14 protein-coding genes and 1 pseudogene are annotated in these 24,272 nt (G+C 44.6%); 13 read left to right on the top strand and 2 right to left on the bottom strand.

Going from position 1 to position 24,272, the window contains the following annotated elements; genetic code table 11:
* Window positions 1–140: 140 nt before the first annotated feature.
* The 11 genes and pseudogenes from BJP34_RS34675 (at window position 141) to hemB (ending at window position 18,647) form a co-directional block, all read left to right on the top strand.
* Window positions 141–9,584, top strand: coding sequence for a non-ribosomal peptide synthetase/type I polyketide synthase (locus tag BJP34_RS34675; RefSeq protein WP_229424173.1), 9,444 nt, complete (start codon window positions 141–143; stop codon window positions 9,582–9,584).
* Window positions 9,585–9,954: 370 nt separating this feature from the next.
* Window positions 9,955–10,581: a class I SAM-dependent DNA methyltransferase gene (locus BJP34_RS34670; RefSeq protein WP_070397037.1), complete on the top strand. Its 627-nt coding sequence runs from the start codon at window positions 9,955–9,957 to the stop codon at window positions 10,579–10,581.
* 62 nt (window positions 10,582–10,643) lie between these two features.
* Window positions 10,644–11,411 carry a sulfotransferase family protein gene (locus BJP34_RS34665; RefSeq protein WP_070396262.1) on the top strand — a complete coding sequence of 256 codons (768 nt, stop codon included), beginning with the start codon at window positions 10,644–10,646 and terminating at the stop codon, window positions 11,409–11,411.
* 12 nt (window positions 11,412–11,423) lie between these two features.
* A complete protein-coding gene (locus BJP34_RS34660) occupies window positions 11,424–12,206 on the top strand; it encodes an SDR family NAD(P)-dependent oxidoreductase (protein WP_070396261.1) in 783 nt (260 codons plus the stop codon).
* Window positions 12,207–12,448: 242 nt separating this feature from the next.
* Window positions 12,449–12,969 (top strand): annotated as a pseudogene (locus BJP34_RS46855) (transposase); the annotation flags it as partial.
* A gap of 105 nt (window positions 12,970–13,074) precedes the next feature.
* Window positions 13,075–13,842 (top strand): CmcI family methyltransferase, encoded by a 768-nt coding sequence (locus BJP34_RS34650; protein WP_083305498.1) that lies wholly within the window; start codon window positions 13,075–13,077, stop codon window positions 13,840–13,842.
* 124 nt (window positions 13,843–13,966) lie between these two features.
* Entirely contained in the window at window positions 13,967–14,593 is a 627-nt protein-coding gene (locus BJP34_RS34645; protein WP_070396259.1) for a class I SAM-dependent DNA methyltransferase, read from the top strand.
* 170 nt (window positions 14,594–14,763) lie between these two features.
* Window positions 14,764–15,885, top strand: a complete 1,122-nt coding sequence (locus tag BJP34_RS34640) for a TauD/TfdA family dioxygenase (RefSeq protein WP_070396258.1) — start codon at window positions 14,764–14,766, stop codon at window positions 15,883–15,885.
* Between the two features lie 19 nt (window positions 15,886–15,904).
* Window positions 15,905–16,480, top strand: a complete 576-nt coding sequence (locus tag BJP34_RS34635; RefSeq protein ID WP_070396257.1) for an HD domain-containing protein — start codon at window positions 15,905–15,907, stop codon at window positions 16,478–16,480.
* 18 nt (window positions 16,481–16,498) lie between these two features.
* Window positions 16,499–17,245, top strand: coding sequence for a CmcI family methyltransferase (locus tag BJP34_RS34630; protein WP_070396256.1), 747 nt, complete (start codon window positions 16,499–16,501; stop codon window positions 17,243–17,245).
* A 379-nt stretch (window positions 17,246–17,624) separates the two neighbouring features.
* Window positions 17,625–18,647: a porphobilinogen synthase gene (hemB, locus tag BJP34_RS34625; protein ID WP_070396255.1), complete on the top strand. Its 1,023-nt coding sequence runs from the start codon at window positions 17,625–17,627 to the stop codon at window positions 18,645–18,647.
* A 62-nt stretch (window positions 18,648–18,709) separates the two neighbouring features.
* On the opposite strand, the gene BJP34_RS41795 is transcribed toward hemB, so the two are convergent.
* Window positions 18,710–18,940 (bottom strand): hypothetical protein, encoded by a 231-nt coding sequence (locus BJP34_RS41795; protein WP_149031344.1) that lies wholly within the window; start codon window positions 18,938–18,940, stop codon window positions 18,710–18,712.
* Window positions 18,941–19,011: 71 nt separating this feature from the next.
* Here BJP34_RS41795 and BJP34_RS34620 point away from each other — a divergent pair, with 71 nt between their 5' ends.
* Window positions 19,012–20,085: a pentapeptide repeat-containing protein gene (locus BJP34_RS34620; RefSeq protein WP_070396254.1), complete on the top strand. Its 1,074-nt coding sequence runs from the start codon at window positions 19,012–19,014 to the stop codon at window positions 20,083–20,085.
* 27 nt (window positions 20,086–20,112) lie between these two features.
* Here the strand turns inward: BJP34_RS34620 and BJP34_RS34615 are convergent, their stop codons facing one another.
* Entirely contained in the window at window positions 20,113–20,349 is a 237-nt protein-coding gene (locus BJP34_RS34615; protein WP_070396253.1) for a hypothetical protein, read from the bottom strand.
* A gap of 484 nt (window positions 20,350–20,833) precedes the next feature.
* Between BJP34_RS34615 and BJP34_RS34610 the strand changes: the two genes are divergently transcribed.
* The gene (locus tag BJP34_RS34610) at window positions 20,834–23,836 is read left to right on the top strand and encodes a DUF1574 family protein (RefSeq protein WP_229424172.1); all 3,003 of its coding nucleotides are present in this window, start codon (window positions 20,834–20,836) and stop codon (window positions 23,834–23,836) included.
* The last annotated feature ends 436 nt before the right edge of the window (window positions 23,837–24,272 follow it).

Below are 24,272 nucleotides of genomic sequence, written 5' to 3'. Positions count from 1 at the left end.
TTGACAAATATCATCCATAAAAATCCCACTTAGGGAAGCACAGGGTCAAGACAGAATCTGAAGTTTTCAGGAGCTCACCCTTGATTTATCTCTGATTATCGTTTAAGGTATTTAGTGTTTAAAAAACTTGGGATTGTGTAATGGTTACAGGGACAACGGTTGAGCCAAAAATCCATCTAACCGAACAAAGAACCTACTGGCAGCAAAGGCTATCAGGGGATTTACCATTGTTAGAAATCCCAATAGATAATCAGCGTTTATCGGTGTCATCGGGAAAGGAAGCAACAGAAGTCACCAAGCTGGATAGAGAGTTTTACAAAGAGCTAAAAACCTTTAGTGCTCGCTTCAAGGTCAGCCCGTTTACCGTGCTCTTGACCGCCTTGAAAATTATGTGGCTGCGTTATACGGGCATCGAAGATCTCATCATCGGGTCCGTGGCAACTAGCGTAAAGGAATCCAGGGGTTTGAAGACCTCCCAGGAAGGGGAACACCAGGGTGGAGTTAGGATTAATCCGATTGCCTTACGCACAGATCTAAGCACAGATCTAAGCAGTGATATCAGTGGGAAAGAAGTTTTAAAGCGGGTTAGCCAAACCGTTGAAGAAGCGGCCTTATATGGAGATTACCCATTTGAGGAACTCCTCAAGGGGATTAACAGAAATGAGGAATTAGCAGAAGAATTAGCAAAAGCCTCGATTTTTCAAGTGATGTTGGTGTGGTGCGATCAACCATTCCCTCTGTCACAGACAGCAATTAGCGAAGCACAACTCAAAGAAATATCAGCCTACACCAGCCAGTGCGATCTAGTGGTGGTAGCTAAAGAAAAAGAAGGAAAATTAACATTAAGCTGGCAATACAACACAGAGTTATTTAAATCCGACTCAATTAGGCGAATGTTGGGGCATTGGCTTTCGGTGCTACAAGCAATGATCGCCAATCCAGAGCAGTCGATTTTTACCTTGCCCCTGTTAACTGAAGCCGAACGGCAGCAACTGCTGGTGGAATGGAACGATACCTCAGCAGAGTATCCCCAAGATAAATGTATCCATCAGTTGTTTGAAGAGCAAGTTGAACGCACCCCAGATGCAGTAGCTGTAGTATTTGAAGAGGAACAACTAACTTACCGAGAACTGAACCAACGAGCCAATCAACTGGCTCACTATTTGCAAGAACTGGGTGTAGGGCCAGAAGTATTGGTGGGGATATGTGTTGAGCGTACGCACCAAATGCTGGTGGGACTATTGGCAATCCTCAAAGCAGGTGGGGCTTATGTGCCCTTAGATCCAGCTTATCCCCAAGAGCGCTTGGCCTATATGTTAGAAGATGCCCAAGCACCAGTATTATTGACTGATTCGTCCTTAGTTACCCATCAAGAGTCATTAGTTGCCGACAAAGAACAATTAACAAGAGTTTGCTTAGATACTGATTGGGAACTCATCTCTCAACAAAGCCAGGGAAACACCGATAGTGGCGTAAAGCCGGAAAACTTAGCCTATACGATCTACACCTCTGGTTCCACAGGCAAACCTAAGGGAGTGCAAATTCCTCATCAATCCGTAGTCAACTTTTTAACGTCCATGGCCCAACGGCCTGGATTAAGGTCACAGGATACTCTGGTAGCAGTTACCACCATATCCTTTGATATTGCCGGACTAGAACTTTACCTGCCCCTTAGTGTTGGAGCCAAGATCGTTTTGGTCAGCCGTGAAGTAGCGTCTTCCGGGCAGTTGTTGGGGAAACTGATCAAAGATTCTGACGCTACGGTGATGCAAGCCACTCCAGCCACCTGGTATTTGCTGTTAGCATCCGGTTGGGAAGGTATCCCAGGGTTAAAAATCCTTTGTGGTGGCGAAGCGTTACCCTCAGAACTCGCGGATCAGCTCTTAGATAGGAAAGCTTCCCTGTGGAATATGTACGGTCCTACAGAAGCAACTATCTGGTCAACTGTCCACGAAGTAGGCAAACAGAGGCAATCTCAACAAGCTAAAGATGCCCCAGAATCAATCGGCCAACCCATTGCCAATACGCAAATCTATATCCTCGATGCCCATCTGATGCCAGTTCCGATTGGAGTCGTTGGGGAACTACACATTGGTGGCGCTGGTCTGGCTAGAGGTTATCGTAATCGTCCAGATTTAACCAAAGAAAAATTTATTAGCAATCCCTTTGATGCATCAAAATCAGAACGCCTTTACAAAACTGGAGATTTAGCCCGTTACTTGCCTGATGGCAAGATCGAGTTTCTCGGTCGTATCGATCATCAAGTCAAAGTTCGCGGCTTCCGCATTGAACTTGGAGAAATCGAATCAGTCCTGAACCGACATTCTGGAGTACATCAAAGTGTCGTTGTTGCCCAGGAAAACCAAGGCAATGGTGTTTCAGGAGGGGATAAACGGCTGGTAGCTTATATTGTTGCCAATCCCAACTACCAAGGTAGTGAAGAGAAAGACGAAAGCGAAGCCCAAGCTATCCAAGAGCAATGGCAAGAGTTGTGGAACCTGGCTTATAGCCAAGAAGCAACCGAAGCCGATCCCACCTTCAACATCAGTGGTTGGAACGACAGCTATACTGGTGCGCCTATCCCAGCTACCCACATGCGCGAATGGGTAGAGGGGACAGTGGAGAGGATTCTCTCCTGTAAACCCAACCGTGTACTAGAAATTGGTTGCGGAACTGGGATGTTGTTATTTCGGATTGCGCCCCATACCTCCTCTTACTGCGGTGTAGATATTGCTCCCCAAGCCCTGCGCTATATCCAACAACAAATGGATAAATTGGAGGGCAGTTGGTCTCATGTCGAGCTGCGCCAGGGTTATGCTGACAAAGCTATTAAGGAAATTGAGGTCGGAGAATTTGACACCTTAATCATTAACTCAGTGGTGCAACTTTTCCCCGGTATTGATTACTTAGTAGACGTGATTGAAACCGCAGCGAAGTTGCTAAAACCTGGGGGAAGCATTTTCATTGGAGATGTACGTAGTTTGCCCTTGTTAGAAGCGTTCCACGCCTCTATACAATTGCAGCAAGCTCCCAGCTCCTTGACCAAAAAGCAATTGCTGCAGCGAGTGCGCAAAGCCATAGTCCAAGAGGGGCAAATGGCCATCGACCCGGGCTTTTTCACCGCCTTGGGGGCACATCTGCCCCAAATTAGTGACGTCCAAATACAGCTCAGGCGGGGGCGTTACCAGAATGAAATGAGCAAATTCCGCTATGATGCAATTTTTCATGTCGGTAAAGATATTTCTCCTACACCAGAGCCGAGCTGGTTAAACTGGGAAGAGGCGAAAGATAATGATAATGATAACCCATTGAGGGCGATCCAGGAAATACTGGTGGAACAAGAGCCAGAGGTGCTAGGTATCAAAGGAGTACCTAATGGCCGTTTGTCTGAAGAAATTCAGCTTCTGGAACTGCTGGACAATGGAGAAAGGGCTACGGTAGGTCAACTAAGGGAAAACCTCCAACAGTTAAAGGTTGATGCGATAGAACCAGAAGATTGGTGGGAATTAAGCGATAAACTGCCTTATACCATTGCCATTAACTGGTCTGACTCCCAAACTAAGGGTTGCTATGATGTTTTATTTCAAAAAGGCACATCTGCTCCCAACTTCCCCATGAAGTCATCTGGTCATCTGCCCTGGACAGCCTATGCTAATAATCCCTTACAAGGACAAGTAGCCAGCCAATTGGAACCAGAATTACGTCGTTATTTGCACAAAAATCTACCTGACTACATGGTTCCAGCTGGCTTTGTGACCCTAGAGGAAATGCCTCTGACCCCCAATGGCAAGGTAAATCGCCGGGCACTTCCTGCCCCAGACCGGTCTCGTCCCGATTTGGCAACAGCTCTAGTGAAGCCCCAGTCAGAAACAGAGCAAGTTATTGCTAAGGTATGGCAGGAAGTTCTGCAGTTAGAGGTAGTGGGGATTAAGGATAATTTCTTTGAACTAGGTGGTAATTCTTTACTCCTGACCCAGGTTTATAACAAATTAACACCAACGTTTGGCTCCCAACTATCCATTGTCAAGCTGTTTCAATACTCAACCATACAGAGTTTGGCTCAAAATTTAAGTCAGGTACAAAAAGAAGAACTAACTCTGAGTGACCGTAAACCAAAGAAAAGGAAAACCAAAACTGAAACTGAAATAGCCATCATTGGCATGTCTGGTCGTTTCCCAGGTGCTAAGAATATTGATGAATTTTGGCAAAATCTGCGAGATGGGATCGAATCCATTTCCTTTTTTGGTGAGCAGGAATTGGAATTAGAGGACACCACCTTATTGAATCAGCCTAACTACGTCAATGCAGGGGCTTTTTTACCTGGTGTTGAGGAGTTTGATGCTTCTTTCTTTGGCTACAGCGCCAAGGAAGCAGAAATTATGGATCCCCAACAGCGGATTTTCTTAGAATGTGCTTGGGAAGCTCTAGAAACGGCTGGCTACAATCCTCAAACCTATCAAGGAGCGGTAGGGGTTTATGCTGGTTCGGGCATGAATACTTACTTAATCAACAATGTTCATCCTAGCCGCAGTTTTTCCCCCCAACGCACCTTTTTAGGTTCAGCCTTCGATCTTCAGGTAAGGTTAGCAAATGGTAAGGATTTTCTGCCCACAAGGGTTTCTTACAAGTTGAATTTAACTGGGCCGAGCGTTAATGTACAAACGGCTTGTTCTACTTCCCTAGTGGCAGTACATATGGCTTGCCAAAGTCTGCAAAGCGGCGAATGTGACATAGCTCTGGCAGGAGGTGTTGCGGTTACAGTTCCCCAAAAGACGGGCTATCTCTATCAAGAGGATATGATTTTTTCTGACGATGGTCACTGCCGAGCTTTTGATGCTGAAGCGAAGGGAACTGTATTTGGTAATGGAGTTGGTATTGTTATCCTCAAATTACTCAGCAAAGCGATTGAAGATGGGGATAATATCCAAGCAGTGATTAAAGGTTCTGCTGTTAATAATGATGGAGCCTTGAAGGTGGGCTATACAGCTCCCAGCGTGGAAGGTCAACTAGAGGTAATTTCATCCGCTATGGCAGAAGCTGAGGTGGATGCTAGTACGGTTACTTATGTAGAAACCCACGGAACAGGAACAGCTCTCGGAGACCCGATTGAAATAGGAGCCCTAAGCCAAGCATTTGCCAAGAGTAGTGATAAAAAAGGCTTTTGTGCCATTGGCTCAATAAAAACTAACATTGGACATTTGATTGAAGCAGCAGGAATTGCCGGACTGATTAAAACAGTATTAGCCTTAAAACACAAGCAAATACCGCCAACGCTCCACTTTAAACAAGCTAATCCCAACATTGATTTTGAAAATAGCCCTTTCTACGTTAATACGAAACTTTCTGAATGGGAAAGAAATGGAACTCCCCGCCGGGCTGGAGTGAGTTCTTTTGGTATGGGAGGAACCAATGCCCATGTGGTTTTGGAAGAAGCACCGGAAGAAGGGAACAGGGACTTCGGAACAGGGAACAGGGAACGTCCAAGGCATGTTTTGACACTATCGGCGAAAACAGATCAGGCTTTACGAGAGTTGGCACAACGTTATGTCAATTATCTTGATGGTGATATTGATGCCGAATTGGGTGATATTTGTTTTACGGCTAATACCGGACGCAAAAACTTTAACCATCGTTTAGCGGTTGTGGCTGAATCTAAACAGCAACTACAGGAACAATTGGCAGCTTTTCCGCCATCGATGGTTCGTGTAGTAAATACTCAGCAAAAACCAAACGCGATCGCTTTTATGTTTACTGGGCAGGGTTCCCAGTATGTGGGTATGGGTCGTCAACTTTACGAAACCCAACCTACTTTCCGGGAAGCCCTAGATCGCTGCGACGAAATCCTGCGCTCTTATCTAGACCAATCTTTACTAGAAGTACTTTATCCCGACTCTGACCAATCACTAGGCACTGATAACTGGTTACTGAATCAGACGGCTTATACCCAACCGGCTTTATTTGCGATCGCATATTCCCTGTTCCAGTTGTGGAAATCTTGGGGCATAGAACCCGATGTAGTCATGGGTCATAGCGTAGGGGAATATGTCGCTGCTTGTGTGGCTGGAGTGTTTAGTCTAGAAGATGGTCTGAAACTGATTGCCGAACGGGGAAGGCTGATGCAGGCTTTACCTCAAGATGGGGAGATGGTCTCTTTAATGGCTTCATTAGAACAAGCGATCGCAGCCATTAAACCCTATGAAAAAGATGTTGCTATTGCTGCGATTAATGGGCCATTAAGTATCGTAATTTCTGGAAAGCGCCAAGCAATTAATGCCGTTATTACCACTCTAGCTGATGGCATCAAGACCAAAAAATTAACGGTATCCCATGCTTTCCACTCACCCTTGATGGAGCCAATACTGCAAGAGTTTGAGCATGTGGCTCGACAAATCAGCTTTTCTTCACCACAAATTAAGCTTGTAAGTAATGTTACCGGTAAAGTAGCAACAGAAGAGATAGCAACCCCAGGTTATTGGTGTCGTCATATTCTCCAGCCAGTCCAATTTGCTGCTAGTATGAATACTTTGGAACAGCAGGGTGTGGAAGTCTTGGTAGAGATTGGTCCGAAACCAATCCTGTTGGGCATGGGTCGCGACTGTTTACCGGAACATCAGGGATTGTGGCTTCCCAGTTTGCGTCCTCAACACGATGATTGGCAACAACTCCTGACCAGTTTGGGTCAACTCTATGTCCAGGGAGTATCAGTAGATTGGTTTGGTTTTGATTGTGACTATGGGCGCTGTCGGGAACAACTTCCTACTTATCCCTTCCAGCGACAGCGCTATTGGGTAGAGGCTCCTGATTGGTATCGGCAGGGACTGCTTCCTCACCCAAATGGTAACGGTAACGGTAACGGTAATGGTAACGGTAACGGTAACGGTAAAACGAGCCAGCAGGAAGCACTGACCAAAACCTCCGAGAAGTCTCTGGACAATTGGCTTTATCAGGTAGAGTGGCGTATCAAAGAGCGTCAGGGTTCTGCACTACTCAAGCCGAAAAACTGGCTGATATTTACTGATAGTCAAGGAGTTGGCCAGCAGTTAGTTGCCCTACTCCAGTCCCAAGACCAGGGATGTACAGTTGTCTTCCCTGGTAAGGAGTACGAACAGATAGCTGAGCAAACCTTCAGGATAGACCCTGCTAATCCTCAACACTATCAGCAGCTCTGGGAGAAAATCTCGAACATTGATGGGGTGGTACATCTATGGAGCTTAGATTCCTCCCTTGACCTAGAGTTAGCCTCAAGGATTAGCTGTGGCAGTACTTTATATCTAATCCAAACTCTCCTGAAGCAAGATGGGTTACCTCCTCGCTTATGGTTTGCTACCCGAGGAGCCCAAGCAGTGGGAGCAAATCCTGCTGTGCCTGGAGTAGCTCAATCTCCCTTATGGGGCATGGGAAAAGTTATTGGTTTAGAATACCCAGAATTCAATTCCGTCCTGGTGGATTTAGACCCCAACCCAGCAGTGGATGAGATACAAACCCTATGGGCAGAAATTCAGTCAGAGGATAAAGAAGACCAAGTAGCATTTCGCAACCAAGCTCGTTATGTGGCTAGGCTAGTATCTCGATCCCCTGTTGTTGAAACAAACAAGCCTCTGGTGTTCCACAATGATCGCAGCTATCTAATTACTGGTGGCTTAGGAGATTTAGGTTTACTGGTAGCCCAGTGGATGGTAGAACAAGGGGCAAAAAACCTGGTGCTAGTAGGACGAAGTAGCCCTAAACCAGCGATCGAGCATAAGTTAAGAAAGCTAGAAAACTTAGGCGCTAGGGTGGTAGTAGCCCAAGCAGATGTGTCTAATCCAGGGCAAGTTAGCGAGTTACTAACTAAGATAGAGCAATCCTCGCTTCCTCTAGGGGGTATAGTTCACGCAGCTGGAGTTGTTGAGTTCAGCGGACTGTCGCAGCAAGATTGGCAGCGCTTTGCCCAAGTTCTGGTTGCTAAAGTACAGGGAACGTGGAATCTACATGCTCTTACCCAAAACCAGCCTTTGGATTTCTTTGTCTGTTTCTCCTCCATTGCCTCCTTATTAGGTTCTCACGGTCTAGGGAGCTATGGGGCAGCTAATGCCTTTCTCGATTCAATAGCAGCTCATCGTCAAGCCTTGGGATTACCTGCTTTAACCGTTAATTGGGGACCTTGGGGTGAGATAGGAATGGGGGCAAAACTGAATACTGACCATCAGGGGCGAATAGCTGCTTGGGGGCTGGCAAACGTAGCTCCAAAGCAGGGATTGTTTGCACTGGAACAACTGCTTCAACAAGATCTAGCACAAGTAGGTGTAATGTCAGTGGATTGGGACAAGTGGCTACGGCAATTCCACAGTCTGCCACCTTTCTATGAAGATGTTGCGTCAAATATTACTGTTAGGGAAACAAATCTTGATTTTAAGACAGAATTAGAGGCAGTTCCGGCTAACCAACGTCGGGATTTATTAGTAGAGCGCGTTCGTACCCAAGTTGCTAAAACCTTAGGATTAAATTCTCCAGATCAAATAGAACTGGGGCAAAGGTTAATTGATTTGGGTCTGGATTCTCTAATGGCAGTTCAGTTGAGGAATCATCTCCAATCTAGCGTGGGCTGCTCTCTACGTTCAACTGTACTATTTGACTATCCAACCATAGAGGCAATGGTTGATTATTTATCCCAAGAAGTTTTTGCTGATCTCGATTCGCCAAGCCTAGCAACCCAAAATAATTCCACCGGAACCGACTCCTTCCTTTCTACCTTAGTGCCCATTCAGCCCGAGGGGTCAAAGCCTCCTTTATTCTTGGTTTCCGGAATTCTTGGCAATGTCTTTGACTTCCAGCAGTTGGCACGTCATCTAGATTCGGAACAACCGTTATATGGTTTGCGTACCCTTGGTCTTGAGGAGGACTTCCAACCTTATACTCGTATGGCAGATATTGCTGCCCACCATATTAAAGCCCTACAAGCAGTTCAACCCAACGGACCCTATTTATTAGGGGGTCATTCTTTTGGAGGCAAAGTGGCTTTCGAGATGGCTCAACAGCTATTGAGTCAGGGGCAGGAAGTATCTTTGCTGGCCATGATGGATATTCAGGTAGAGGTTCCGGCTCCAGAAAAAGATGCAGCTCAATGGGATAATACCAAGTGCATAACCAACCTAGCCAGTATTTATGAAAGCATTTTGGGTCAAAACCTCAAGATTTCGCCAAAAATACTCCAGTCTCTAGATGGAGATGAACAACTGAGTTATCTCCTGGAACAATTGCAAAAGGCTGGACAGATGTTGAGCAAAACTGAGTTGAAGCGAATTCTGGCAGTTTATAAGGCTAATACTCAAGCCAGTGCGAGCTATCTACCCCAGAAGATTGATTCAACTCCGATTAACTTCTTCCGAGCCAGTGAGGTTGGTGCTTTAGGGGATTATTTACCTAATCAGGCAATGACTCTAGAAGATCCAACTTGGGGCTGGAGTAAGCTTTCTACCCAAACCGTTAAATTGCATGTTGTTCCAGGTAACCATTTCATGATGATGATGGAACCCCAAGTTCTAGTTGTAGCTAAGCGACTGCAACTTGAGATGGATCAGATTAGAAAAGTTAAGCAATCATAGCAATTATCGTTTGGGTGAGGTCTATCTTGGAGAGCGGGTTTTAGTGTCATATCTCAATCTGGGCAAAACGTTGGGCTAAACCCGCTCCTAGAATTATATGTACCTCATGACTATGATAAGCGCTAGTGAACATAACTAGTAGCCTGATCAGGCGTTGCTGAATTAAGGAATGAATGCGCGATAATTTGGTTTTATTAAAGCCCCCTAAATCCCCCAAGCGAGGGATTGCTCGCTTGGGGGACTTTGATAGTTTTGTTCCCCCCAAGCGAGCAATCCCTCGCTTGGGGGGCTAGGGGGGCAAAACCATACCCATAATCAGCAACACCCCTGATCAAAGTAATGCATGATCACCCTAAGGAATGCCAAACAAATGAGTAAAAAAACAGATACGGTACATTGGGTCTACAGTTCTCAAAACAATCAAGAATTAGCCGAAAGGTATGATGTATGGGCTAAGGAGTACGAGCAAGATTTGCTGCCCGAGAACTATACCGGACCAGAACCAGCTATCGAGGTTTTGGTCAAGTATCTCTCTAAAGAAGCGAAAATTTTAGATGCTGGGGCGGGAACTGGGCTAGTAGGGCAACTTTTGCATCAGCGCGGATATGGCAATCTAGAGGCAATGGATATTTCAGCAGGGATGCTGGAAGAAGCGAGAAAAAAGAACGTTTACATCGCACTTCACCAAGGAATATTGGGCGAATCTTTAGCGTTGGCAACGGACACCTTTGATGGGATTGTTAGCGTCGGAACTTTCACATTAGGCCATGCTCCCAGCAGTGGTTTTGATGAACTAATTCGTATAACCAAGCCAGGGGGATATATTATTTTTACTATTCGTCCCGATTATTACCAGAATAGTGATTTTAAAGAAAAGCTGCCAGCTCTAGAAGCTGCTGGTAAATGGACGTTAGTTGAAAAAGGAGAGCCATTTGCCAACCTACCGGAAGCTGAACCAGATATTTATTTACAAGTCTGGGCCTATAAAGTTTGCTAGTTTAGAAAGTTGATAAAAGTATTAAAATAGCCGATAAAATTATAACCAACATTAAACATTATATGACCAAAAAAACTATCGAAACCTCAAAAAATAAAGGCCAAATAGTTGTATTATGGACTGCCCCAAGATCTGTATCGACCGCTTTTGAGAAAACTTTTTCCCAACGCCCAGATACGGCAATCATTGATGAACCATTCCTTGATGTTTATTACTTTAGCAAATGGCGGTGTTCCAATCGCTTTGGCGATTACGATCGGCGGCAAGATTACCAACCTACTCAAGTCCTTGAGGAAATAAAATCAAAGACGGAGGCAGCTCCTCTAGTTTTTATGAAAGAGATGGCTTACCAAGGACTGCCATACATAGATCAGGATTTTATCGCTTCTGCGATCAATACTTTTATTGTGCGTCATCCTCAGGAGGTAATGGCTTCCTGGTATCGGGTAAATGAGTCTCCTACAAAAGAGGAGTTTGGTTTTGATGCCTTGAAACAAATGTGGCAAATAGTAACTGAGCAATTAGAACAGAAACCAATCCTTGTTGAAGCTAATTCCTTCCGTCGTCATCCCCAAAAAGTTTTGAGCGAGTATTGCCAACGCATAGGAGTTAAGTTTTACCCCCAAATGTTGAGTTGGAATGAGGATAAATGGAGGGAATGTCAGCCTGATGAAATGGAGAGTCGAGCTAAATGGTATAAAACTTTAGACGGTAGCAGTGGGATTGTGCCACCAACTAAAGAAAAAGTGGAAATTCGTCCTGAAGATGTCGGCATGGTTGAGGGAGCCCAGAAAGTTTATGAAGAGCTTTCTGATTTCGCAATTATTTGATGGGCTAGGAATGTGAATAAAGAAAAATTTTTACAAAGTCGCGTAGCAATAGTAACTGGTGGGACATCTGGTATCGGTAAAGCCGTCGCTCTTGCTTTAGCAGAAGTTGGGGCTAACGTTGCCATTGGCTCCCGCTCTGCTGAGAAAAGTTCTTGCCAAACAGAAATTGAGGCAAAGGGGGTTAAGGCTTTAGCAATGACCCTAGATGTCTCTTCTACTGATTCAGTTGAGACTTTTTGCAATAATGTACTCAAAACTTTTGGTAAAGTCGATATCCTGGTTAATGCTGCTGGAATAACCTACCTGCATAAAATCTGCGAGCATCCTGATCAAGACTGGTATCGTGTTATTGATGTTAATCTCAATGGTATTTATCGTACTATCAAGTTTTGTTTGCCAGGAATGATCGAACGCAAGTGGGGTCGCATTATCAACATTGCTTCTACTGCTGCCTCAGTTGGTAATCCTAATGTTCCTGCCTATTGTGCTTCTAAAGCAGCAGTGGTTGGGCTAACTCGTTGTGTGGCTTTAGAAGGAGCGCCTCATGGGGTATCCTGCAATGCTATTAGTCCGGGTTGGGTAGAAACGGAGCTTGGCAAAAATTGTATGAGAGAGTTTGCTGAATCTGAAGGTCGAAGTTTTGCGGAATATTTTGAAGACGTTAAGCAGAGCTACCCCCAGAAAAGGATAATACAGCCTAAAGAAATTGGCGAACTAGCTGCTTTTCTCTGCCGCGATGAGGCAGTGGGTATGACAATGCAGGAGCTAACTGTATCTGCGGGGTCTCTATGGTAATAAAAAGAATTGGTAATTGATAGTTTTGAACAGTTCTAGATTCGTCGCAGCAATGCTAAATTTACTGAACTTCACGGGTTGTTTTATCTTTAAGAGCAAGAAGACTCCGTTTAGAGCTGATTCGTAAAGAAAATCTAAAGAGAGAAAAAGTTAAGATCAGTAGATGATAACCTACCAGAGGTTGAATGAATTTCGGTCAATGACACGTCTGCCTCAAATTGCCGCACCGACGAGAAAGCCAAATCCTACGTGATTTAAGTAATACAGAATGGGAGGTTTTGAAACCCTTACTAGCTGAACCGAAAGGCTTTGGACATCCGAGAACAGTCGATTTAACAGAGATACTTAATGGTGTTTGTTATGTTCAAAGGACAGGTTGTCAGGTTGATTCTCTTCGATTACTCATTGGGGTATTAGTAAGGTCAGCTAATGCTTCTGAAAGGCTCGGAGCAGTAGTCATTTTGTCTGAAGCACGCTTAGAAACTGAAGTTATTAGAAGTGGTCTGGGTGGCTGTGCGGTTATTCAGGAAATAATTTTGCTCAAGCCGTCAAACAGGTGTGTGGTGATTCTGTTCGAGTCGAAGTGATAGAAAGGAAATCAAAAGAGTTTGAAATTATTCCAAAGCGATGGATTGTAGAAAGAACATTTGGTTGGTTAAATCGATTTAGACGGTTGAGTAAAGACTATGAACTATATACACAGATGAGTACAGGAATGATATATGGTTCATTAATTCGTTTGATGACAAGAAGATTAGCTTCTTATTTTTTTGTTTACAAATCAGCTCTAAGTCTCTTATCCAGAGTGCTTTGTAGCCTTGTTGTCACCCCTTGAGTCGCGTTCCATAAAAAAAACAGGAGAAAAACAATGTCAAAAGCACAGGATATATTGAGCTATCAAAACTTAAGGCAAGAACAACCTCATAAAAAAGAGTTATCTAGGGTGGATCGGTTTGCGAGTATTGAGATTCGCCAAGATCGCGGCGATATTCCCACAGCAGTTTGGGCAACTCTCATCAAAAGCAGCTACAAACAGCATTGGAAAGATTTACATATTCAGAAAAGCGCCATGGAAATGGTTATTTATCCGATGCTAATGTACGAACTACGGCCAAAAACAATTATTGAAATTGGTGCATTTAATGGGGGAAGTGCAGTTTGGCTAGCAGACAATTTGCAATTGTTTGGGATTGAAGGTCAGATCTACTCGGTTGATATCGATTTATCTTTCTTAGACGAAAAAGCTAAAAAAGACGATCGCATTCACTTTTTAGAAGGAGATTCCAACAAAATTGATGAGGTATTTCCTGCCGAGATGCTTTCTGGACTACCCCACCCTTGGTTGGTCATAGAAGATGCTCATGTTAATCTAGTTGGAATTCTTGAATATTTTCATCACAAAGGTTTACAGACAGGAGATTACTTGATCGTTGAGGATACTAACTTATACTGCTGGAAAGATTGGAATGAAAGTTTTAACGATGAAGATAATGGAGACGCAAAACAAGAAAAAATAAATTGTGTTAAAGATTTTTTGCTAAAGTATAAAGACGATTATCGTATCGATACTTACTATCAAGATTTATTTGGTTACAACGGTTCAAAGTGCTGGAATTCAATTCTTAAAATAGTGTAAATAGCATGATAAAAAGCCAGAGAGAGATATTCTGGTTTTATGGGGATGAATATAGGAATATTGTACAACTAATTGATTACTAAAACCTCTCTTAAGAATGTAGAAAATAGTGTTGGGGAGAAGCATGAGTAAAAAAACAGATACGGTACATTGGGTCTACAGTTCTAAAAACAATCAAGAATTAGCCGAAAGGTATGATGTATGGGCTAAGGAGTACGAGCAAGATTTGCTGCCCGAGAACTATACCGGACCAGAACCAGCTATCGAGGTTTTGGTCAAGTATCTCTCTAAAGAAGCCAAAATTTTAGATGCTGGGGCGGGAACTGGGCTAGTCGGGCAACTTTTGCATCAGCGCGGATATGGCAATCTAGAGGCAATGGATATTTCAGCAGGGATGCTGGAAGAAGCGAGAAAAAAGAACGTTTACATCGCACTTCACCAAGGAATATTGGGCGAACCTTTAGCGTTGGCAACGGACACCTTTGATGGTATAATTAGCGTCGGAACCTTCACATTAGGCCATGCTCCCAGCAGTGGTTTTGATGAACTAATTCGTATTACTAAGCCAGGGGGATATATCATTTTTACTATTCGTCCCGATTATTACCAGAATAGTGATTTTAAAGAAAAGCTGCCAGCTCTAGAAGCTGCTGGTAAGTGGAAGTTAGTTGAAAAAGGAGAGCCATTTCTAAACCTACCGGAAGCTGAACCAGATATTTATTTACAAGTCTGGGCCTATAAAGTTTCCTAGTTCTTGGTATCAAACTAAAAGGAACAGGGTAAACGCATCTTATTGTGAAATGGCTACTGGATATGAAATTAATACGATAAGTATTTATGCTGATGATTTTTGAAATCTCTTCTGAGTAAGGCTTCTAGAATTTAGATGCGTTTGCCCTGCTAGAAGGAACAGAAAAACAAATGCTTAAATTACAGAAAGAGTTAATTCAAAGCGATCGCTTTCTAACTCTTGCTGGGAAGCGGTTTCATTACATCTGGTTATATGACCATTGTTTGTGTCCTCGGTGTTATCATCCCAGTTCGTTTCAAAAAATTAACGATCTCAGCGATCGCTTAGAACTGCCAAAACCCAAATCCGTGCAGTTCCAAGATCAAAAACTCATCATTGACTGGGATGAAGACCCTCCCCACCGCAGTATTTTTCCCCTATCTTGGCTCCTGAGTCGTGCCTACGACCCCAAACCGGAACCTAGGTTATCTCCTAGGGAAAAGCAACTTTGGGACAAAGCTTGGTTAGATGCCAATCCACCAGAGTGGTGTGAATATGGTAATGGTTCTTTTGAATGCTGGATCAATCAACTTTCTACCCTAGGGTTTACCCTATTGCGGAAAATGCCTTGGGAGAAGTTAGAGACTTTCGTCTCTTCCATTGGACCAATTTACTATCTAGCTCAATACGGACGCTACTCCACAGTTAAGGCGATCCCAAATGGTCAAGACTTGTCTCTCTCAGCAGCGGGTAATGCCTTATCACCCCATACGGATATCACCTTCCTCCCTACCCCACCCATTGTCCAACTGCTCTATTGTGTAGAAAATGAAGCTTCTGGGGGTGAGTCCACCGTAGTAGACGGGTTTCGTGTGGCTCAGGATTTTCGTCAAGATTATCCCCACTACTTTGAAATTTTGGCTCGAACCCCTGTCACCTTTTGGCAACTGTACCAGGACTGGGATTATTATGTTTCCCAGACAAAACCGATTATCAAACTAAACGACACTGAGGAAGTAACTAACATATTCTTCAGCCACAAAAATTTGGAATTAGATTTACCATTCGAGCAGATGGAAAGCTTTTATGAAGCTTACTATGGGTTCTTTCGCTACCTAAAAAATCCGGCTTACGAATACTGTTTTCGGATGCAAGCTGGAGACTGCCTGTTAGTGCAGAATTGGAGAATTATGCATGGACGCAAAGCTTTTGACGCCAGTTCTGGAGCTAGACACCTGGAAACAGCATATATGGATTGGAACTACTTTGCGGGACGACAGGATTTCCACCAGGTTCAGTCTTTTTACAGATAAGCAATAGGATTATGGAATTATGACTATCACGGGTTATACAAGAATGGATACCCTGACTAAGGAACAGTGGGATTTTACGAATCAATGTTTTGATGAACTTGTAAACAGTCTAACAGACCGAATTATTAAAACATTGCTAGACTTGCGCGGTCATAAGATGGGAAGTCAAGTAGACCGCTTAGAACATTGCTTACAAACAGCCACTCGGGCATTCCGGGATGGTGCTGATGAAGAAATGGTTGTTTGTGCCCTGCTACACGATATTGGTGATGACCTCGCGCCCTACAATCACGGTCAAGTGGCCGCCGCTATTTTACGGCCTTATGTGTCTCCGGAAAATGCCTGGATGATAGAACATCACGAAGTGTTTCAAGGCTATTACTTTCAGCACTTTATTGGTGGGGATCGCGATGAGCGCAACAAGTTCAAAGGTCATCCGGCTTTTGAGCAAACCATTATTTTCTGCGATCGCTGGGATCAATTATCTTTTGACCCTAATTATGACACCATGTCTCTGTCTGATTTCCGACCGATGCTCGAGTCGGTTTTGAGTCACAAACCCATGATTTACCAGCAAAAAGACCCAATCAAGTGATTTGTTAAAACAATAATTATGGATTATAAAACTGTTCTCCAAGAAAAACAACACCATAGTCAACGGTTAAATCCTAAGCGATTTGCTAAAATCTCAGAACGAATAGATCGATGCGATATTCCTGTTGAAGCTTGGATTCCTCTGCTGGACAATGCCATGTTACAGACTTGGAAAGGGATAATTCTGAATAAGTCCGTAACCGAAATTGGGGTTTACCCTATGTTAATCCACGAACTCCAACCAAAAACGATTATCGAACTTGGTGCATTTAACGGAGGAAGCGCCATTTGGTTGGCGGATCATTTGGAACTATTTGGCATAAAAGGTAGAGTCTATTCGATGGATATCGATCTCTCGCTTTTAGATGAGGGAGCAAAACAAGACTCTCGAGTGCATTTTTTTCAGGGAGATTCCAATGACTTGGCTGCTACCTTTCCTGGTCAAATGCTTTGGGATCTGCCTCATCTTTGGTTGCTGATTGAAGACTCCCACGTCAATCTGGTTGGTATCCTAGAATATTTTCATCAAAATGGCTTTCAGAGTGGAGACTACTTAATTGTTGAGGACACGAGCCAATCAATGTGGGATTATTGGCGCAAACACTGGGATGATGCTGCCGAAGTTGAGGAAGGAGCGCGGAAACTGAAGGATTTGAGGGATTGGTTGAAAAACCACGAAGACGAGTATTTGCTAGATACCTACTATCAGGATATGTACGGCTACAACGGGTCAAAAAACTGGAACTCGATTCTCAAGAGAGTTTGAATTGAAAGGTGTTAGTCCAGTAGGGTGCGTAATTAACGCACCCTACTAGCTGATCTCCCCCCAGACCGAGCAACCGATTATCCCTTACTCCCCTTAATCGACCACTACCTTAACCAGGACTTACGCGGTGAAGTTTATTTCGCCCCCCTATCCCCCCAATTCTGGGGGGGAATGATGTCAAAGTCCCCCAGAATTGGGGGATTTAGGGGGCAAATGCGTAAGTCCTGTTAACCCCTGACAACCAACCGTCACCCGTCAAGTCAACCGGTAAAATCAAAGTTTTATTGCGCAGAAGAATTTTTGAAACCAAAATGCTTGATAATAAACCTCACGAATTTAACAGACTTAACTCAAGTTCACATCTACTTCCGGATTCACTATGACCTTACCCAACTTGATTGACAAGTCAATAGCCTCGGACCAACTCCAATTAACCCATCGGCCTCGACGTCTGCGCCGTACAGCAGCCTTTCGTCGGATGGTTCAAGAGAATCAACTGACGGTTAATGACCTGATTTATCCAGTATTTGTGATGGAAGGTCAGGGTCTAAAACCAGAAGTGAAGTCCATGCCAGGGTGTTACCGCTATTCTCTGGACTTATTGCTCAAAGAAGTAACCGAGGCATTTGAGCTGGGAATTAATGCGATCGCACTTTTCCCCCTCATTCCCCAAGACTTGAAAGATGCTACCGGTACTGAAAGCTACAACCCTGATGGATTAATCCAACGCACCATCAGAGCAATTAAGCAAGAAGTGCCAGAGCTAGTGGTGATTACCGATGTCGCCCTTGATCCCTTTTCCAGTGATGGTCATGATGGCATTGTCACCGAAGATGGCACTATCCTAAATGACGCCACCGTGGAAGTTTTGATAAAAATGGCCTTATCTCAAGCTGCAGCTGGGGCAGATATGGTTGCGCCTTCCGACATGATGGATGGACGCATTGGTGCAATTCGTAAAGCTCTAGATGGTGAAGGCTACACTGATGTCGGAATTCTGGCCTATTCAGCTAAATACGCCTCCGCTTATTATGGACCATTCCGGGATGCCCTAGATTCAGCTCCTAAATTTGGTGACAAAAAGACTTACCAAATGGATCCCGCTAACGCCCTTGAAGCCCTAAAAGAAATTGACTTAGATATCTCAGAAGGGGCAGACATGGTGATGGTTAAGCCAGCCTTAGCCTATATGGATGTTATCCACCGGGTTAGACAGCATACTAATTTACCCGTTGCTGCATACAACGTTAGTGGTGAGTACGCCATGATTAAAGCAGCCGGTCAGAATGGTTGGATTGATGAGAAAAAAGTCATGATGGAAACCCTGACTAGCATGAAGCGGGCTGGTGCTGACTTAATATTGACCTATTTTGCCAAAGAAGTAGCTACAATCCTGCAGTAAGGCATTGAACCGTAGTTAGCGGTCAGCGGTCAGTTATCAGCCGTCAGCCTTTGGCCTTTAGCTCATACTTGATAGCACCTTAAGTAGCGTGCGTGGTCTTTGGTTGATAGCTGATAACTGTTCGCGTAGCGTGCGTGGCACAGGCTTCTAGCCTGTGATAAGTGCGCTAATCGCTGTTCGCTGATAGCTGATAACTGATAGCTGATAGCAGGTAACTGATAAATCAAGAAGATATCATTAGGATTGATATTGATAAATTCTCGGCTGTAACCGGTAGTCTGTAGGCTACCCACGAAAAACACAAGCAAGCCTATAGTTGATAGTCTAGAGTCGAGAAACGAAAAGTCGCTAGGTTACACATAATATGGTGGTGAAGCAAAATGAGCTAGAGCAATGCTATAGAGTTCTTGAACTCGAGCCTGGAGCATCACCGGAAGAAGTGAACCAGGCTTACAAGGATTTAGCATTTATTTGGCATCCCGATCGTGTTCCTGAGGATAATCCTCGCCTCAAGCAAAAAGCTGAAGAAAAACTTAAGTTACTCAATCAGGCACGAGAAAAATTGCGATCGCATCATAAATCACCCACTGCTTCACAAAAGCAAGCTAGGGGCAGAACACAGTATCGGAATTATCGTAATTCAAATCCAAGACCAAAACCACCACCATCAGCCCAGCCAAACCCACCAAACTATTACAAATACAAACAACCAGAACGATCTAGAGCCCAACCATCGACGACCGCTCAACCTCGGACTCCCAAGACCCCTGCTAACGCTAGAGCCCAACCATACACTCCCGCCCAACCTCGGACTCCCAAGACCCCTGCTAACGCTAGAGCCCAACCATACACTCCCGCCCAAACTCGGACTCCCAAGACCCCTGCTGAATCAAGAGCCCAACCATACACTCCCGCCCAACCTCAGAATCCCAAGCCCCCTGCTGAATCAAGAGCCCAACCATCCACTCCCGCCCAAACTCGGACTACTCAAGCCCAAGCTCGGACTGCCCAGCCCCCCGGTAACTCTAGAACCCAGCCATCCACTCCCGCTCAAACTCGGGCTCCCAAAGCCCCTCCTGACTTGAGTGGTGCTGATTTTAGGGGAGCAGACCTCAAAGAACGAGACTTCTCAAATCGGAATCTCCAATCCGCTAACTTAAGTCAGGCTAACCTAAAAGACTGCTTTCTCCATCGGGTCAATCTTGCCGAGGCTAACCTCGAAGGTGCTAATCTCTTTAGAGCCAATTTATTTCAAGCTAACCTCAGTAAGGCTAACTTACGAGAGGCTAATCTGATTGGAGCTGATTTGAGTGGAGCTGATTTGAGTGGAGCTGACATGAGTGGAGCTAAAGTGGGTTCTAATGGTAAGCTCTTGGTGAAACTGACAGGGGCAAACCTCAGGGGTGCAGTTTTGCCCGATGGCAGTATCCACGACTAATATCAGCAAATTTGAATTAAATTTCAACTATTGATCATCTTCATCATCCAAATCTGGAAAGGGGAGAACAGGCAGTCTCTGCCCTCGAAACACTTCCTCACTACTAATACCTGTGGTTTCTAACCATGAACCCATAGCTTTTATTGAGAGTATACCTAAGAGCATTGGAGCAGTCCCTAGACTTACGAAGAATTTTGTGGGCATTTCTAAATTAAACAGGTCAGCAGACCGAATTTCTGGTATTTCTGGTTGAGAAGAAGACATATCGGTTATTTTTAGTACAAATGAACTAAACAAAGGCGAAAATTTAACATAAGTTCCCTTGAGCAGAAGTTAGGCAGCAATGGGCTGCTACCGAAGTAGTATTGACTCGAGAACCGATTGCCATTTAGTGCTGTCAGTCAGGATTTCAACCTCTATTGTTAGCTAAATGAATTTGATTTGCCCAACAAATCAGTAATCCAGGACTTACGCAAGGGCACCCATTATCCCTAGCTTGGGGGGCAGGGGAGCAAAAACAACTAAACTCCGTAAGTCCTATAGTTTTAACAAAATTGTGCTTTAATCGAGGCGAGCATCTAAGATATGAAGAAATCATTCGTCCGTTACCAGTCCAGTTAATCAATTTGTGATGTTGGATGTCGATCAGCGTCTCCCAAAAGCTCCTCCGTCCTCCCTTAGCAAGTGGGCTTATTGTGCCATTAGGCAACCTGGGTTATCCATACGAATCCGTTTGCGAGGGAACAATTTGCACATTCTGTGTGAACACCCTCAGGGAGTAGAAGCCAATAAGGTAGTCAACCGCCTTATCAAAGCCCTGAAACTGCAACAGGGAGAAGCTCAGTTTCCCCTAGACTTAGCAAACCCGATCTATCAAATAATTGTTTATGGACGTCGAGTGGGGCAGAAGCGTCCAGACTGGATTAAGCAAATTGCTATCAAACTACCGACCGATGATACTACTCATGCTTCTAAGCAATCTTCCCAGACGTCTTTCGACGCCATAACCACTGATGCGGACCTAACTGTCTCAAACGAAAGTCTTGCCCGTTCTGGAGAACCAGATGCGATCGCTCGTTATCTCAGTGAATCCCTCAGTTACCTAAGTGTCAGTGTTAAAGTCCGGATCCAACACCAAGATTCCAAAGCTAGAAGATTTTCCGGGGCAAGTTCTAATGTTAAACAAACTAACCGTCACCCTTCACCCCCTAACCGACGGCTCTGGATAATTTGTAATTCTCATTACAGCCCCGATCCCTCCTTACTATCTGAGCCGATCATCGACCGGTTACATTCCTTGCAACTCCAAGGGTTTCGAGATGCCGTCATTTGCTTTCAGGTAAGTGGGGAAGCCACTCCTGATTGGAAGCAGCGAGTGGATTTGACCCCTCCAGAACAAGTCCTCAAGGAATGGGCTCGTTGGGGAGATGTAGAAGCAATCCAGCGGTTATTAAATCAGGGGTTGGCAGCGGTGGGAATAACCGTTCGAGCCATTCTCAAAGAAAGCACCCTACATGTATTTTGTAGCGTCATTCACCGCCGGAAAACGATTGCCCCAGAAAAAGAAACTGTAGTCAGTGCTATTGCCTCAGTACTGGATTTAATCGCTCCTCAAGGAATCCAGGGTGCAACTATTTATGGTGTAGACTCAACTCAGTTCCCTAGTCAAACATTACTGTCTCAGCAAGCTGACTCTCTCCAACCCCCCTTTGGCAAGAATGGTCAAGCTGCCAACAATTCCTTACTGCCAGAAACCGAATCCCCAGCCTGGATTCACTGGCTCAACTTACCAGCAGCAGACCACCAGAGTTTAGGAGAATCCACCTATTCCTTAGCCCAAACAGGGCATCACGATGCCTTGACCTTTTTGTTGGAGCGCTTACTCAATCCCGACATTGACCAACGATTGGTAACAGGTGGAATAAGGGTGAAAATTCGCCGTAAACAAGACTTGTTGCACATCATGAGCGAGGCAACGGTCTGTCCTCGAAAATCTCAGGTCACTCGAAAAATTACCCGCTTCCTAGAGCAACTGGCTATGTCCGAAATTACTGGGTTACGGCTCTATGGACGTCGAGCTGGTGGTACCTCCCCCTCCTGGAACTATGGAGTTGATTTTGTTCATCGACAGCGTCTAGTCCCAGAAGCTACCCCAGAGTTTGCTGCCTCAGATGCCTACCTGAGTGATTTGGTAACTCCCACTGGGGAACCAGTACTGCGTCGTGATCTAACCCACGACGATCTCAACCAGGGTTTAAAAGGAGCAGTTGATGGTCTAGTTTACATACTCCAGCGTTTACTATGCTACTCTCAGCTATTTGTACCAACTTTAGAAAACCAAGACATGGCAGCCTTCTCAGACAAGAGACAGGCCAAGGGGAAATTATCTATCCAAGGCGTAGGAGTAGCCATGGTATGGGGCGTAGCAGGATTACTACTAACACTGATCACAGATTGGCGTTTTAGTGAGCTCCTACAGTCTCAAGCCTCACCGTCAGCGGAAGTAAAGGCAGTGACTAACTCATCACCCAAACCCATTGCTTTGCCCCAACTATCTTTGCAAAAAGGGGCGGGTCTCGGGACTGAAAACTTCAACACCTCTGGGTTTACTGCTCCTGGGGATACCATGGTGATTGTGAATGAAAACGGCAATGCCACCATGGCAGCCATGCTGGCTGCAGCGCGATCGCCTAATCCTTCATTCAATAACCAGATGTTAGATGAAAAGCTAGCTCTGTACCAACAACGCCTGCTTCAGAGTGGTATCCCTGATGTCCTGATTATGGGGAGTTCCAGGGCCATGCGGGGAATCGATCCCATTGCCCTGCAAGATGCCTTAGAAGAACAGGGCTATCCTGACATTGACGTCTTTAACTTTGGGGTTAATGGTGCCACAGCTCAGGTAGTAGACTTCATGGTTCGGCGCGTCTTAACTCCAGAGCAACTGCCTAAATTGATTATTTGGGCTGATGGGGTCAGAGCCTTTAACAATGGTCGAGTTGATGCTACCTACAACTCGATTATCGCATCACCAGGCTACGAAGCTCTAATGGCAGGAGTTTTTCCGAACCGCACTAAAGAACCGCCATTACCGACAGATACCACAGACCAACCTCTAGAGGTTTTGAATGATGGATATCAGTTCATCAGTGGCTGGCTAAATGAATCAATAGCCAAAATTTCGTTAACTTATCCTCACCGAAGCCAGCTCAAATCTCTGTTACAGGAAAAGTTGGTTGACCTAGAAAAGTTCCTGCAACCAGACACAACCGAGACTGCCAAAAAGCCTCAAAATACATTATCCCCAACCTGGAAAATTGACTTTGATGGATTCCTTCCCCTGTCAACTCGTTTTAACACCGCTACCTACTACCAAAAACATCCTAAAGTTCCCGGTATTTATGATGGTGATTACCGGTATTTTCAGCTAGGAGGTCAGCAAGACAGAGCCCTAAGAAATTTGATGGAATTTGCCCAGAAGCATGACCTTAGTATCGTTATGGTCAACCTACCCCTGACTAAAGAATATTTAGATCCAGTTCGGACAAAATATGAAAAACAATTTCAGCGATACATGTACAATTTTGATTTAGAAGGGGGATTAATTTTCCGAGATTTCAATAAGATGTTGCTAACTAAACATGACTACTTTTCTGACCCCAGCCATCTCAACCGGTATGGTGCTTACCAAGTTTCTAACCAGTTGGCTAAAGATCCAATCATGCCTTGGTCATTAGTAATTAGTGATTAATGATTAGTGATTAATCATTAATTATTAATCAGTTTCAAATTGACGAACACTCAATAAGTATATAGCGGTTTGCAACCTTCCTTAATTACAATTATCTTGGTGCGCGTTCACCCTTGTCGGGAAACCCGACCGAGGTCGCACCGCAACCACAAGTAGTCAGTCGTCAGTCGTCAAGATTTGTAATTATACGCAACCATTCTCTTAGTGCGCGTTCACGCTTGTCGGGAAACCCGACCGGGATCGCACCGCTACGCAAACCGCTATAAGTATTCAAATGAAAACGATATTATAGCACTACGAATTAAGCTTAGGACATTTATAAAAGCTGAAACGCTGTTTTAGTAAACTTTTGCCTCTTGCCTCTTGCCTCTTGCCTTGTGCGTAGCGCTATAATCCTTCAGCCTACCCTACCGTAACGGTATCAGGGGAACATCCT

It is taken from the genome of Moorena producens PAL-8-15-08-1 (genome assembly GCF_001767235.1).
Lineage (GTDB): Bacteria > Cyanobacteriota > Cyanobacteriia > Cyanobacteriales > Coleofasciculaceae > Moorena > Moorena producens_A.
The sequence above is the reverse complement of the archived record's forward strand: the minus strand, read 5'-3'. Positions and strand labels throughout refer to the sequence as shown.